This is a genomic window from Ignavibacteria bacterium (assembly GCA_016707005.1).
GTDB lineage: Bacteria > Bacteroidota > Ignavibacteria > Kapaibacteriales > Kapaibacteriaceae > UBA10438.
The window spans coordinates 199,694-213,797 of the sequence record JADJIQ010000002.1; the positions used below are offsets into that span (position 1 = coordinate 199,694).

The following is a 14,104-nucleotide window of genomic DNA, read 5'->3' on the forward strand; positions in this document are numbered from 1 at the left end:
GAACAGCATATCTCGCTATATCTACGCTAACCACTTCGTAACACTGTCATAACGTCATACTTGTCATAACGTCATACTTGTCATAACGTCATGATCGTCATAACGTCATAAAGTTCCTACGAGTACCTAATCCTCACTCTTCGAGGGACGAAGCATCAGCTCTCTAATAGCCACACGCGGGTCCACGCCATCGAAGAGGATCTGAGCAACCTTCTGTGTGATCGGCAATTCAATGCCCACGGTTGCAGCAAGTTCAAGTGCTGCCTTGGTGGTCGTAACACCTTCAGCGATGGCGTTCATCGATGAGAGGATTTCGGTAAGGGAAGCCCCTTTCCCGATCTGTTCACCAACACTGCGATTGCGGCTATGACGGGAGGCACAGGTTACGTACAGATCGCCGAGTCCGGCAAGACCGAAGAATGTGAGTTGGTCTGCGCCAAGGGCAACACCTAGGCGCGACATCTCTGCGAGACCTCGTGTGATCAGTGCGGCCTTTGTGTTGTCGCCAAGTCCTAGACCGTCCACAATACCGGCAGCAATGGCGATCACGTTCTTGAGAGAGCCACAGATCTCTACGCCGATCACATCATCACTGGCGTAGACACGAAAGGCCGGAGTGGAGAAGGCTGTTTGTACTGTACGTGCAATGTTGAGGTCGGAGGAGGCGCAGACCACGGTTGTGGGCATGCGGAGGATGACCTCTTCTGCGTGACTTGGCCCCGAGAGAACAGCATACGAGGTCATGGAGGGGGCTACCTGGGCTACGATCTCAGACACCCGCAGATGGGTTCCGATCTCGATCCCCTTAGCAACATTGACAACGATTGCGCCGCGCACGACCTCATCGATCAGTGTTGACCGCACGTGCTGCGTTGGTGTGGCGTTGAGAATGATCTCACACCCAACAAGATCACGGATAGTATTGGTGGCTGTTATTGAGTCAGCCAGGACCGAACCGGGCAGGAAGGCCTCATTAGACCTGGTGGTCGTAATAGCGTGTACTACTTCCGGCTCGCGCGCCCAAAGCTGTATGGAATGTCCGTTCTCGGCTGCCACGGAAGCGAGCGCTGTACCCCACGCTCCGGCACCGATGATCCCTATTCGCATGGTCAACTCTTGGCTGGACGCTTGAACAGCATAAGCTTCTGGAACCTATTCTCTGTTCCCGCGATCAACCGTTTCACGTTTGAACGGTGAGCATAGATGACGAGCGAAGAAAGGGCGATCAGGACCACGACCAACGTGTGGTACCCTTCGATGGATACGCCCAGAACATTGTACCGGAAGGCCATCGTGCTTGGAATGATCACGGCGGCGGCGATGGAACCAAGAGACACATATCCGGAAGCGAAGAGGATCACGAGGAAGATGCCGAGTCCAACAGCAACCTCTACTGGCGCTACGGCGATGAGCATGCCAAGCGATGTGTTCATTCCCTTGCCGCCCTTGAAGCCGGCCATGAAGCTGAACATGTGTCCGACCACTGCGGAGAATCCGGCGATGAGTCCAACGATGGTCTCGTCCTCAAACGGCGTACGGTTTACGAACGGCATCTCTGAATCAAAGAAATAGGCCACAAGCAGAACCGCAACAAGCCCCTTGGCGATATCGAGGAGCTGAACGGCAATGCCGGCCTTCCACCCAAGGGTGCGAAAGACGTTGGTGCTGCCCATGTTCCCGCTACCGACAGTTCGAACATCGATCCCAAAGAACTGCTTCCCAATGATGAGAGCGTTCGGGATGGAGCCGATGAGATAACTCTGTACGATGATGATGATCAGCCGAAGGACCGGATCCATACATCTTTCCTGTTCTCGTGAAACCAGATGAACCAAATCTACGGAGATAGGTCGATTCTACGATGTGACATCCGTCATGGTGATTTACGATATGATCACGCCAGATTCGTCTACTACATCCTGATTCAACAGGAAGGGACACACGATGTCAGACGAGATCAAACTCACCACAAAGAAGCGGTTGGAAGAGATCGACCGTGAGCTTGCGGAACTCCGCACCGAACATGCCTCACTCAAAACACGGTGGGAAACGGAGAAAGCTCAGATACAGACTATTCGCGGGATCAAGTCCGAGATCGAGGACGTAAAGGTGGATGCAGCCGAAGCCGAGCGTTCGGGCGATTACGGTCGCGTGGCCGAGTTGCGCTATGGTACACTCCTGGAACTGGAGAAAGCCCTCTCAGCAGCAAATGCAAAACTCCTTGAGATCCAAGCCAACAAAGCGCTTTTGAAGGAAGAGATCGATGCAGAGGACGTAGCAGAGATCGTGGCAAAGTGGACAGGGATCCCTGTGCAGCGCATGCTGGAGTCGGAACGAACAAAGTTGCTCACAATGGAAGATCGGCTGCACGACAGGCTCATCGGACAGGAGGAGGCCACAGCGGCCGTTGCCAGTGCCATCCGCCGATCACGCGCCGGACTCCAAGACGCCAAACGTCCGATCGGCTCGTTCATTTTTCTCGGCTCCACCGGCGTTGGGAAGACGGAAATGGCACGTGCCCTGGCCGAGTTTCTCTTTGATGATGAGAACGCCTTGGTCCGGATCGACATGAGCGAATACATGGAGAAACATGCCGTATCTCGTCTACTTGGCGCTCCTCCGGGATATGTTGGTTATGAAGAAGGCGGACAGCTCACCGAGGCCGTACGTCGGCGTCCCTATGCCGTGGTGCTGCTTGATGAGATCGAGAAAGCCCACCCCGATGTTTTCCATGTTCTGCTGCAAGTGCTTGATGACGGACGTCTCACCGATGGTCAAGGTCGCACGGTAGACTTCAAGAACACGATCATCATCATGACGTCCAACCTCGGCTCTGAACTCATGCAGGACAAGATCCTGGAAATCACCGAGGACAACCGTGACGAACTCATGTCCACCCTACGATTGGAGATCGTAGAACTCCTTCGTAAACGGCTGCGTCCAGAGTTTCTCAATCGTGTGGACGAGATCATCCTGTTCAAGCCCCTTATCCCCAGTGAGGTGCAGAAGATCGCCAAGATCCAGATCGATGCCGTGGGAGCCAGACTCCACGAACTTGGGATTGAATTGGTGGTCACACCGAACTGTATCGAGTGGTTGGGGCGTCGCGGCTACGACGTACAACTGGGTGCACGGCCCCTGAAACGAGTGATCCAGCGATATCTCGCCGATCCCCTTGCATTAAAGGTCCTTGGTGCGGAAGTTCGTGCCGGCGATACTGTGACCGTGGATTGTGACGACAATGGTCAAATGACCTTTACCTGAGACCTGCATGCCCCTTTTCCGTAGCCTCATACGCCATGTGCTTCCTCTTGCAATGCTTGTATCAGGCCCAACGGCCATGCTCCATGCTCAGGAAGACGTTTCCACCGGACCTGAACCATTGGTTCGCTCCGATGTAAAGAGCTCCTACATGCGCGGTGTTACTCCCGATGCCTCGGCACGAGCATCAACACTTCGCATTCTCGGTGCAAGGGGCTCCTCAGACGGATCTCTTGCCGTACGCGCAGTGATCCTGGATTCAGCAGGGAACGAACTTCGATGGAAACCGGCTGTTGGGACATTCAGCGCCGACATTGGATGTCGTGGTGCGGCAGCCGTGCGAACGGTTGCATCAAACGTGCAAGAACGTCTCTGGACAGCCAACACTCCGGGCACATCTGCAGTGATCCTTTGCGATAACTCGATGATGTCAGGTACCGTTGCTCGGGAATCCGTGCGCTCGCTTCGCGACGTGCTTCCATCCGTTGCCGGACAAGACAGCGTAGCCGTCGTTCTCTTCGACCACGACCTCCTGGAACTCTCTCCTCTCTCTCCCCTTGCAGCAGCAACGGAGAAGTGTGATCCCGACAAAGTACCAGCGGCTGACGGACTCACAGCGGTCTACAGCGCCTGCCTCTCGGGACTAGCGATGTTGTCGGATCAAAAGCAAGGTCGAGTATTGATCGTGATCACCACCAGTGATGACAATGCATCGGTCTCTACCTCAACAGCCGACATCGTTCGCCGAGCAGCTGAGATGCAGGCAACGATCAACGTGATCCGTGTTGGACGTTCGTCCCGCGCCTATCCATACCGCTATCTCAGTGCAGCTACCGGCGGCAGACTCTATACGATCAGTGAAGACGAAACATCGAACATCGGATCGATCGTGCGTGAGATCCTCTATGCATCGAAGCACGCATTGGATATCACAATACCTGCGGAACTCACCGGCGCGTCATGTGATGATGTGTGGCTGAAGGTTCGCCTTGAGCAGGATTCATCAAGCCCCCTACTCTATGACTCATTGTTGCTTCCGATGAAGGAACGCGCGTATAGAACCTCACCGGCAGTTGTTGCAACGTTTGCTGATACAACAGAGGTTGGATTGCAGAGTTATTATCCGATCCTTGCATCCATGGCTGAGCAGTTGATGTCGGACTCCACGGTACGTATCGAACTGGTTGGTCACGTCAGCGGTGACATCAAGGGCAACGCCGATGACCGTGCGTACGAACGTGCTGAGTTCGTGCAGGGTTTTCTGGTTGCGTATGGCGTCAAGAAAAAGCAGATCGTTCTTCGCTCCGATGGCAGCAGACGTCCATTGTATTACCTCCAGCTCGATGGAGCACAACGTCTGCTGAACAATCGTGTTGAAGCACGCTACCTCGTAGCCGACGATCAACCATTCACGATCACCGTGGATCAGGTAGCAACCGAAGAACAAGCCGGCAAACTGGCCGACATCTGGGAACAACGCGGCTACAAAGCCTATTTCGAGCCAGCAGTGATCAACCGCTCACCCGTCTACCGCGTTAAGCTATGGGGCTACCGAACAGTAGCAGAAGCTCAGAAAGAAGCAGCCGGGATGAGGAAGTGGAATCCGAAGTCGACGATCATTGAATAGCGAATAGCGAACAGTGAATAGCGAATAGCGAATAGTGAATAGTGAATAGCGAATAGCGAATAGTGAATATAGGGTCATTCGCTATTCGCTATTCACTATTCGCTATTCGCTATTCGCTATTCTTGAAGCCAGCGTTCCGCATCGATCGCGGCCATACAGCCTGAGCCGGCGGCAGTGATGGCCTGACGGTAGACGCTGTCTTGAGCATCCCCGCAGGCGAAGACGCCGGGGATATTCGTTGCTGTGCTCTTGCCTTGTGTGATGATGTAGCCAACTTCATCCATGTCAAGAAGGCCGGTGAAAAGCGATGTGTTCGGTTGATGTCCGATCGCTACAAAGGCACCATCTGCCGGTACGTCCATCGTTTCATTCGTAACGGTGTTGCGAATGCGCAGATGTGTGAGCTTCTTGATCCCGTTCTCATTCGTCGTTCCGAGATACTCATCCACTGTGCTGTTGAGCATGAAGGCGATCTTCGGATTGGCCTTTGCACGGTCGAGCATGATCTTTGATGCGCGGAATTCTTCCCGACGGTGGACCACGGTAACGGACTCAGCGAATCGCGTAAGATAATTGGCCTCTTCCATAGCCGTGTCTCCGCCCCCTACTACAAAGACCTTGAGTCCGCGGAAGAAGAAACCATCACACGTTGCACAGGCACTCACGCCAAAGCCCATGTATTCACTCTCGCCGGTTGCACCCAACAACTTTGCCGATGCGCCGGTAGCAATGATCACAGCCTTTGCTGTGTACTCTTCGCCACGTTCATTGGTGAGAGTAAAGGGGCGTTTAGAAAGGTCCACGTTTGTGATGGTCTCGTACTTGGAGACTGCACCAAAACGGTGTGCTTGCTTCCGGAACACATCCATGAGCTCGGGACCCATGATTCCATGCTCAAAGCCTGGATAGTTCTCCACTTCTGTGGTGATCGTGAGCTGTCCGCCCGGTTGTGCCCCTTCGAAGAGTGTAACGGACTGTCCGGCACGACTGGCATAAAGTGCTGCTGTGAATCCGGCCGGACCGGAACCGATGATTGCGATGTCTGTCATTCTTTTAGTTACTCAGTTACTCAATTACGGCGGTTACGGGGTTACGGGGTTACGGGGTTACGGGGTTACGGAAGTTCGCTGTTCTCTGTTCGCTGTTCGCTGTTCTCTGTTCGCTGTTCGCTGTTCAGTGAGCGCGCATTCCTCTTCAGCCCATCCAGTTTCGGACGTTTGAGTGGGCTATGACGGAATCGCTCGATGAATCGTGCGGGTTGCAAATCTACGAGGTCGGAGGGAGAGAGTACTGTGACTCCGTCACGCGGTTGAAAACGATCTTCCGAGGTCGGGGTCTGGAAACGGTTCCAGGGGCAAACGTCCTGACACACATCACAGCCGAAGATCCAGCCTTGGAGGTTATCCACAATGTGGAGAGGGATATCCACATCCGCCTTGGCTTCGATGGTCCAGTAGGAGATGCATTTCGTGGCATCAACAACCTTGGGTTCCACGATGGCCTTGGTGGGGCATTGATCGAGGCATGCTGTGCATGACCCGCAATAGTCATCCATCGGTTCGTCGGCATCAAGTTCAGCGGTTGTGATGATCACGCCTAGGAAGAACCAACTGCCGATGTCGCGTCGGATGATGTTGCCATTCTTTCCCATCCATCCGATGCCTGCACGGATGGCCCATTCTTTTTCGAGTACCGGGCCGGTATCTGCGTACCTCTTTGTCTCGGCATCCGGACAGACCGTTCGTACTTCCTCACTCAGGGCGTCGAGCATCGGAGGAAGGACCACATGATAGTCATCGCCCCATGCATATCGCGCGATCTTCCCAACGGCCTTATCGGGATGAATGTGTGGGGTGTAGTAATTACGAGCAACCACGATCACACTGCGAGCGCCCGGGAGAATTGCCTGCACATCACGTCGTGATTCTCCGTTGCGTTCCATGTACCCCATCGCCCCATGATATCCCTTTCGCAACCACTCCTCGTAATGCGTATAGGCTTCGGTAAGGGGCTCAACACGCGCGATACCAACTGCATCAAAACCCAGGGCGCGTGCGGCGTCCTTGATCCGTGCAGTTCGTTCGGCAGTTGTGTTCATGGTTCAAGGAAGCTAAGGATATGCTGGGCAAGGCGCGCGGGATCCACACGCTCCATTGGATGACGAGTGCCGGGAAGAACAGCAAGCTCAGCGCCGGGTGTTGCCTTGTAGAAGTCAACGGTCTCGGAAAGCGACACCATTTCATCTCTGTCGCCGATGCCGTAGCGAACCGGGACCGTTAGCGCACCAACACGTTCGTGTGTGAGGATCGGACGTTCTCCGAGCGTGCGCATGAGGTCGGCGGTTTTGTGCAGCACGGTCTTCCACGCTGACTCGCCGTGACGTCGCGCAAGGTCGGCCGCAAATGCCGGAACCTTTGACTCGATCACGTCAGGGTTGAGCTTCAAGGTTTCGTGCTCCGCCCCCTCTTGAGTCCATTGGAGTTTTGTACCGAGTGTTACGATCCGTCCAATGAGGTCCGGACGTCTCAATGCGCAATCAATCGCAACATAGCCGCCCATGGAATACCCGAAGATCTGTGCCCGTTGTTGATGCGCGCCACTCTCGAGTTCGAGTTCTAGCTGACGAGAGAAGAGATCGATGTCCCAAGGCTGATCGACGTCTGCGGTTCCACCATGTCCGTGGAAGGTGATCACCTGACTCGGCAGGCCAAGTGCGGAGCGAAGCGGTTCGAACTGATGTGCACTTCCAAGTGCGCCGTGGAGGATGGTGATCATGATCGTTGACGTTGTTGGATGACGTTTCGGTAAAGCTCTATCCACTGCGGAGCAACACGCTCCGGTGTAAATTCCGCTACAGCCCAATCATGTCCTTTAGCTGCCATTGCGGCTCTGCGTTCGGGGTGATGGAGCATCGTGGTGATACCTTCTGCGATGGCTGATGCGGAGCGTGACGCTACAAGAAGCCCCCTGCCATCGGCCAATTGATCAGGTGTTCCGTCGGTATCCGTTCCGATCACCGGCAGCCCGACCATCATTGCTTCGAGAACAGTGAGCGCATACATCTCGCCATAGGTTGCGAGAACAAAGACGTCAAAGGCCGACATCACACCGGCAACATCTGTTGTAAAGGGGCGAACCACTAACCGGTTGTGTGGCAAACGTGCGCGTTCGTCCAGCCATTGTACGATCTCGGCAGCGACCGGTTCCGGGACGGACGTACCATCGGGACGTATTGAGCCGATGCTTGGTTCACCGATCACCACAAGTCTGATGCGTTCGCGGTCTTCTTCACGGAAATGGTCGGATGAGGCAGCGAACTCACGCGTCCCCTTGAGAACATCGATACGTGCCACATATCCAACCACAAGCTCATCATCACCAATGCCCCATTCTGCACGATACCGCAATCGTGCATTCGGGTCAAAAACGAACTGCTGTGGATCGCGCATGTGGCGGATCAAGTGGACACATTCCGGCTTCACCGGAAAACGCACGGCGATGTTCCGAACGTGGGTCTCGCAGGTGTTGACGATGGCATCAACGCGACCATAGATGAGCGCATGAAGCGGGTCGCGTTTGTCAGCGGGGATCATGTGCACAGAGTTCACGTGTGCCGCACGTGTGCCCATGCATGCAAGCGAACCTGTCCACACGTCGATACGTGTATGCGTGTGCACCACCGTATCATCGGTGAGTGCTCTGCGCAACCTCATGATGTTCACAGGATCAATATGCTTGCCCATATGGGCATCGATCATCGGGAACCCGGCCTCGCGCGCCGCACGCCCAAGGTGGGATTGTGGCACGGCCATGATCGTCACGTCAACTCCGTATCCGCGGAACACCTTTGCCATATAGAGCGTGTACTGTTCCAGTCCGCCCCATGATGCAGAGGTGTTAACGTGGATCGCGCGCATCAGCGAGACACAGGAGTGAGAGAAGCGATCGCCGGTGCAAGGAACGATGCGTGCGGAACGATCACATCGGCATGGGCGAGTTCTTCTTGCGAACCATAGCCATAGAGGACGGCAACGGAGGAGACCCCGTTGGCAAGTGCTCCGTCAATATCATGATGTCGGTCTCCCACCATCACCACGGCATCCGGCTGAAGGCGTTCTTCATGCAGGATCATGTGGATCAGATCGCGCTTCTCAACATTACGTCCATCCAATTCAGAACCATAGACATGGTCGATATAGGGGGCGAACCTCGATACCGCAATGATCTCACGAGCATATTCATGCACCTTGGCCGTTGCGATAGCGATGCGAATGTTCGATGCCTTCAATGTCTGCAAGGTCTCGATCACTCCGTCATACACATCATATTCAAACATCGGTCCGTCGCGATAGATATGACGATACCGAGCAACGGCAGCTTCGATCCTTGTACGGTCAAGTGCACCGAGGTAATGCTCAAAGATCTTCCACAGTGAGGCTCCGATACACCACGTAAAATCATGATCCTCTTCAACCACCACACCCATTTCTGAGAGTGCAAGACGAAGCGAGTGTACAATGCCCGGACGGGAGTCTACGAGTGTACCATCAAGATCGAAGAGAACAAGAGCTGGAGTCATCGGTATCCTACTTAGGCGGTTGGGAATTCATCGGGAGTGACCATGATGGTACATCCATCAGGCATAGAGAAGATCGCTAGGGTTACATGCCCTGTTGGATCTCGGTGGAGCTTCAACCGGTCGCCGGAGGCTTCCGTGGCGGCTTCCACCCATTCGTCATCGATATCGGCTGTATAGTGCAGGAATGGAGCGCTCGGTGCTTGCTTGCGGAAGGAAAGATTCACAAGTCCGTCCGTGAGATCCACCTGCGGCATCGGACTATCCCACTGATCGGCAATGAAGTATCCGACGAGTTGGGCCCATTCGGCTGCCTTCTGCACGTCATCACACGGAACAACAATGGCATCTATGTATCCAAGGAGGGGGCTTCCCTCGCCGCTTCGTTGTTCAACCGTTGTTGGAGTTGCGGGGTGGATCCACCAATCAAGCTGTCCGGGTCCATGCATATGCCAACCTGTGGCATTGGAGCCACTGATCTCTATCCCAGCGGCAAGAAGCTTGTCGCCCGTGCTCTGTAGTGATGGAGCGAAGTATGCCACCGCAAGCGGTGCCGGTTCTGATGGAAGGATCGATAGAAGAATCTGTCCGTCTGTCAGCCGAACGACTGCATCGCTGCTGCCGTTGTCCACAAACCCAAGATCTTCCCACGCAGTGCGAGAAACAGACGGATCCGTCGAAGAAATGATGAATCGAGATGCGTGTCCGAGGAGGGCCATGAGAATCCGAGAAGAAAAAGGCCCCGTCGGCGAATGCCAACGGGGCCTTAAAGATACGGCAGTTTAGCGGATCCTTATTGGATCACGTCCACGATAACGGTCCGGTTGTACATACGGCCTTCAGGAAGGTCATTCGAGAACGGAGGTTCGTTCTCGCCCATTCCCTTTGCAATGATCTTCACGTTCGTGATACCACGAGCGCTAAGAGCATCTTGGAGCATTTGCTTGGTTTCATTGGCACGTGAGCTCGAGAGATCGAGGTTCACGTTATCCTTGCCAAGTTTGTCAGTATGACCGTAGATGTAGACCTTGGCGCCACTCTTGATAGATGGAGCGACTTCCTTCACAAGGTATTCCTTGGAACGACCCACTGGATCTTCTTCAGCATATTCAAAGTTCAGGCGGAATCGGGTTGAGATACCTTCGCTCTGTGTACGAACAAGGGTAAAGTTCTCAACATCGCTGAGTGTACGACCGTCTGCTGTACGAGCGACAACTTCCATCGAGAATTGTCCGGATGGTTGGCTGGTGCTCAACAAACCAGTTGGATCCATGTATACACTTCGCTCGGTATACGGACCGAACGAACGCTTCTGACCATTGCCTGTGATGGTTGCCTGCCAGGAAGCGATATTCTCGTTCGTTGTGATCTCAGTATAGATCTGATGGTCTTCTTCTGCTTCGCGCTTCACGGCAATGGCAACGCGGTGACCAAGTTTGTCCGGCGTCATCTTGCGCAGGTGAACACGACGGTCTTCTTCAACCGTGAACGGCACGTCATCAGCAGGAGTACGTGGCGTACCTGACTTCGGAGTTGCATCACCGGTTGCGATCGGAAGTTGATCAGGATTTACGCCCCATGTCTCAACAAGGTACTTCTTGACATCCTCAGCATATGGACGTGGGTCCTTGCCATCCGGATCGGAAGCATAGAGTTCCATGCTCGACCCAGGGGTGTTCTTAAGACGATACCCCATGATGTTGAGCAGGTTGTAGTAGATATCCTTTTGGATGATCGGACGTTCTTCAACGTTCGCTACATCTTCGGCGGTAAGGCCGGTAGACGTTGCGAAATCAGCGGTTTCGCTTTGGCTAAGGCTCACGTAACGATTCGGGACTACCGTTTCGCCCTTGTTGATGAAGACATATGGACGAAGTGGGAAACCTGCACGTTCTACGCGCTTGGAGTAAATACCATCAGCCGGTGGTGTTACGCGGAAGAATTTCGATGTTGTTGGCGCAACAATAGCTGCCACTTCGTCCTTGAGCGTGGCGTCGCCAAAGGCAAGTGAGATACCGGCACGGATCGTAACCGTCGAAAGAGCATCATCAAATGCTGCTTGGTCTTCGAGATCAACGCCACGCTGACTTACCATGTAGGTGGTCTCGAGGAACGGCGTGAGGATCCACTGTTGTTTTGCCGTGTTGTCAGACAGGAAGATGTCGTATCCGATCCCGGCAAAACCGGACCATGTGATACTATGCTTTACAGAGTCTGCCTTACCAACTTCGAGGCCAGTAACCGTAGTACCACCTTCGATGGTGTAATCAAACGTCTGGTTGAGCGCAATTCCCATACCCAGTCCACCAGTGAGGTGGAACCTCTTGCCGAGGTACAATTTCACATGAGGTTCAAGAGAGATGAAGGAAGTATGAAACTCATACTCATCGCTGTAGTACGATCCATCTGCCTTGATGTATGAGTTATTATCCTGCACAACCATGCTGCGATTGTCGTAGGACAAACGGGCACCAAAGTGCAGATGATCAAGAAGTGCAAGTTGATAGTTAAGACCGCCATAGAGGCCAAGTCCAGAACCGTCAACAAGGTTCATCTGTGTGAATTGTCCGTTCGGACGCGCCGGATCATCGATCCAGTATCCAAAACCAACACCAGAGAAGTTATAGTTCAGTCCGAGGTGTGCTCCCCAACGTGACCGTACTTCAGGCGGGTCTTGCGCGAAGAGGCTCATTGTGGTAGTTATCACCACAACTGCCAAGAGAAGAAAATGTACACGTGATTTCATTGTCAAGCCCCAATCGAAAGTGAATATCGACCTTATGCCAACCGCGCCAAAATTACGGCTCCCACAGTGACCCATCGGTCGGTATAATCACGCTCAGACGTTAAATCTGAAATACATGATATCACCGTCTTTCACGATGTAGTCCTTGCCCTCTACGCGGTACTGACCGGCGTCCTTTACTGCTTGTTCTGTTCCGAGTCTGTCCCAATCAGCGTAGGACATCACCTCAGCTCTGATGAATCCCTTCTCAAAGTCCGTATGGATCACACCGGCAGCTTGTGGTGCTGTGCTCCCCTTGCGAACGGTCCATGCTCGGCATTCCTTCTTCCCTGCTGTGAAGTAGGTGATCAACCCCAGTAGACCATAGGCCTCCCTGATCACTCTGTCCAGTCCCGGCTCTTCCATACCGAGATCGGCAAGGAATAGTTCCCTATCCTCTGCTTCAAGCTGTGATATCTCGGCTTCGATCTTTGCGCAGATCGGCACAACAATGGCACCTTCTTCGGCTGCTCGAGCTCGCACCGCGTCTACAAACTTGTTCCCGCTTCGCACTCCCTCTTCGTTTGTATTGGCAACGTACATCACCGGTTTGTCGGTCAAGAGCTGAAGTGACTTGATCGCTGCTCGCCCCTTATCATCACATGGAAAACTGCGAGATGGTTTGCCGCTATCGAGATGTGTCTGCAACTGATGCAGGAGATCCTGTTCTTCCTTCGCGTCTTTGTCGTTAGCGCGAACAAGCTTATGAAGGGTCTGAAGTCGTTTGTCAACAGACTCTACATCCTTATAGATAAGCTCGGTCTCAATGATCTCGATATCGTGGATCGGGTCAACTCCGCCGTGCACGTGCACAACATTCTCATCCTCAAAACACCGAACGACGTGAGCAACGGCATCACACTGACGGATGTTTGCGAGGAACTGGTTGCCAAGCCCTTCACCTTTTGAAGCCCCTTTGACAAGACCTGCGATGTCCACGAATTCAACCGTAGTGGGCACGTCACGATCTGTTTGATAGACCTCGACCAATTTCTTGAGACGAGGGTCGGGAACGTTCACTACACCAACATTCGGATCGATCGTACAGAACGGATAATTGGCTGCTTCTGCTTCATTGGAGGTGAGAGCATTGAACAGTGTTGATTTGCCTACGTTGGGTAGTCCAACGATTCCACATGCGATACCCATGGTTCTTTCTACTGTTAAGGGGGCGTTGAGCGACCAATAAACCACGAAAATACGGCAGTTTGGGCGTTTGCTGACTATGTTTACATCGGCGACTCAACCATTCTGGGACTACGCTATGCGCACGACCATCATTCTTGTAGCGTTCGTAACCTTCCTTACGGCTTGTGATGTAAAGCCACCGCTCAATGCGGATGCAGAGCCAATACGTATCGTGGTGGATAGCGTTGGTCCGGAACACTGGAAGTACCGAATATGGATCGATCCGCTAAAAATGCGTGATACACTCTCGAGGATCACAGAAATCGAGGCCATATCTAATGCAGAAAATCGGCCAAGCTCCACAGTAACCTCGAGTCCCTATACAGGAAGCTGGACCTTGAGTTCGAGTACGACATCAGAGAAGTGGAGTAACGTGGTAAGCGGAACAAACTCTGTTGTGTTTTCACTCCGCGGTGATTTCAAGAACGGGCCCATCTACATCCGTGTAACCGGCTCTCTCGATTCCTCGGGAGTCTATCCGTTTAGTCGCACCCTCGGCCCCATTGCCGGACCTGTCAATTAACATTCGCCCCTTACAGATACATAAAACGACGAAGTACGGACACCCCGGGGAAAGGGCCGTACTTCGCCGTTGGAACACCCATGAACATGGGTAGAGGAAATGACGTAGTGACGTAATGACATCATGACGGTATGACGGTATGAC

Annotated in this window: 13 protein-coding genes; 3 read left to right on the forward strand and 10 right to left on the reverse strand. The window is 53.5% G+C overall.

Going from position 1 to position 14,104, the window contains the following annotated elements; genetic code table 11:
* Positions 1-126: 126 nt before the first annotated feature.
* Positions 127-1,113 carry an NAD(P)-dependent glycerol-3-phosphate dehydrogenase gene (locus IPI29_03805; protein ID MBK7411661.1) on the reverse strand — a complete coding sequence of 329 codons (987 nt, stop codon included), beginning with the start codon at positions 1,111-1,113 and terminating at the stop codon, positions 127-129.
* Positions 1,110-1,799, reverse strand: coding sequence for a glycerol-3-phosphate 1-O-acyltransferase PlsY (gene plsY, locus IPI29_03810; GenBank protein ID MBK7411662.1), 690 nt, complete (start codon positions 1,797-1,799; stop codon positions 1,110-1,112). The genes IPI29_03805 and plsY overlap by 4 nt, the downstream gene beginning before the upstream one ends.
* Positions 1,800-1,944: 145 nt before the next feature.
* Here plsY and IPI29_03815 point away from each other — a divergent pair, with 145 nt between their 5' ends.
* Positions 1,945-3,264 carry an AAA family ATPase gene (locus IPI29_03815; protein MBK7411663.1) on the forward strand — a complete coding sequence of 440 codons (1,320 nt, stop codon included), beginning with the start codon at positions 1,945-1,947 and terminating at the stop codon, positions 3,262-3,264.
* Positions 3,265-3,271: 7 nt separating this feature from the next.
* Positions 3,272-4,888: an SPOR domain-containing protein gene (locus IPI29_03820; GenBank protein MBK7411664.1), complete on the forward strand. Its 1,617-nt coding sequence runs from the start codon at positions 3,272-3,274 to the stop codon at positions 4,886-4,888.
* 116 nt (positions 4,889-5,004) lie between these two features.
* On the opposite strand, the gene trxB is transcribed toward IPI29_03820, so the two are convergent.
* From trxB to ychF, 8 genes are all read right to left on the reverse strand, one after another.
* Positions 5,005-5,937: a thioredoxin-disulfide reductase gene (trxB, locus tag IPI29_03825; protein MBK7411665.1), complete on the reverse strand. Its 933-nt coding sequence runs from the start codon at positions 5,935-5,937 to the stop codon at positions 5,005-5,007.
* 65 nt (positions 5,938-6,002) lie between these two features.
* Positions 6,003-6,986, reverse strand: a complete 984-nt coding sequence (queG, locus tag IPI29_03830) for a tRNA epoxyqueuosine(34) reductase QueG (GenBank protein MBK7411666.1) — start codon at positions 6,984-6,986, stop codon at positions 6,003-6,005.
* Positions 6,983-7,663 carry an alpha/beta fold hydrolase gene (locus IPI29_03835; GenBank protein ID MBK7411667.1) on the reverse strand — a complete coding sequence of 227 codons (681 nt, stop codon included), beginning with the start codon at positions 7,661-7,663 and terminating at the stop codon, positions 6,983-6,985. Before IPI29_03835 ends, queG begins: the two co-directional genes overlap by 4 nt.
* Positions 7,660-8,805: a glycosyltransferase family 4 protein gene (locus tag IPI29_03840; GenBank protein ID MBK7411668.1), complete on the reverse strand. Its 1,146-nt coding sequence runs from the start codon at positions 8,803-8,805 to the stop codon at positions 7,660-7,662. Before IPI29_03840 ends, IPI29_03835 begins: the two co-directional genes overlap by 4 nt.
* Complete coding sequence (locus IPI29_03845; protein MBK7411669.1) at positions 8,805-9,467, reverse strand: HAD hydrolase-like protein; 663 nt, start codon at positions 9,465-9,467, stop codon at positions 8,805-8,807. The genes IPI29_03840 and IPI29_03845 overlap by 1 nt, the downstream gene beginning before the upstream one ends.
* Positions 9,468-9,478: 11 nt before the next feature.
* Positions 9,479-10,183: a hypothetical protein gene (locus IPI29_03850; GenBank protein ID MBK7411670.1), complete on the reverse strand. Its 705-nt coding sequence runs from the start codon at positions 10,181-10,183 to the stop codon at positions 9,479-9,481.
* Between the two features lie 74 nt (positions 10,184-10,257).
* Positions 10,258-12,210 (reverse strand): OmpA family protein, encoded by a 1,953-nt coding sequence (locus IPI29_03855; GenBank protein MBK7411671.1) that lies wholly within the window; start codon positions 12,208-12,210, stop codon positions 10,258-10,260.
* A 93-nt stretch (positions 12,211-12,303) separates the two neighbouring features.
* Complete coding sequence (gene ychF / locus IPI29_03860) at positions 12,304-13,398, reverse strand: redox-regulated ATPase YchF (GenBank protein MBK7411672.1); 1,095 nt, start codon at positions 13,396-13,398, stop codon at positions 12,304-12,306.
* 115 nt (positions 13,399-13,513) lie between these two features.
* On the opposite strand from ychF, the gene IPI29_03865 reads away from it, so the two are divergent.
* On the forward strand, positions 13,514-13,960 hold the full coding sequence (locus IPI29_03865) for a hypothetical protein (GenBank protein ID MBK7411673.1): 447 nt from the start codon (positions 13,514-13,516) through the stop codon (positions 13,958-13,960).
* The last annotated feature ends 144 nt before the right edge of the window (positions 13,961-14,104 follow it).

Coding starts and splice junctions, on each gene's coding strand:
- plsY (MBK7411662.1), bottom strand. CDS start 1,799: ATGGATCCGGTCCTTCGGCTGATCATCATCATCGTACAGAGTTATCTC.
- IPI29_03815 (MBK7411663.1), top strand. CDS start 1,945: ATGTCAGACGAGATCAAACTCACCACAAAGAAGCGGTTGGAAGAGATC.
- IPI29_03820 (MBK7411664.1), top strand. CDS start 3,272: ATGCCCCTTTTCCGTAGCCTCATACGCCATGTGCTTCCTCTTGCAATG.
- trxB (MBK7411665.1), bottom strand. CDS start 5,937: ATGACAGACATCGCAATCATCGGTTCCGGTCCGGCCGGATTCACAGCA.
- queG (MBK7411666.1), bottom strand. CDS start 6,986: ATGAACACAACTGCCGAACGAACTGCACGGATCAAGGACGCCGCACGC.
- IPI29_03835 (MBK7411667.1), bottom strand. CDS start 7,663: ATGATCACCATCCTCCACGGCGCACTTGGAAGTGCACATCAGTTCGAA.
- IPI29_03840 (MBK7411668.1), bottom strand. CDS start 8,805: ATGCGCGCGATCCACGTTAACACCTCTGCATCATGGGGCGGACTGGAA.
- IPI29_03845 (MBK7411669.1), bottom strand. CDS start 9,467: ATGACTCCAGCTCTTGTTCTCTTCGATCTTGATGGTACACTCGTAGAC.
- IPI29_03850 (MBK7411670.1), bottom strand. CDS start 10,183: ATGGCCCTCCTCGGACACGCATCTCGATTCATCATTTCTTCGACGGAT.
- IPI29_03855 (MBK7411671.1), bottom strand. CDS start 12,210: ATGAAATCACGTGTACATTTTCTTCTCTTGGCAGTTGTGGTGATAACT.
- ychF (MBK7411672.1), bottom strand. CDS start 13,398: ATGGGTATCGCATGTGGAATCGTTGGACTACCCAACGTAGGCAAATCA.
- IPI29_03865 (MBK7411673.1), top strand. CDS start 13,514: ATGCGCACGACCATCATTCTTGTAGCGTTCGTAACCTTCCTTACGGCT.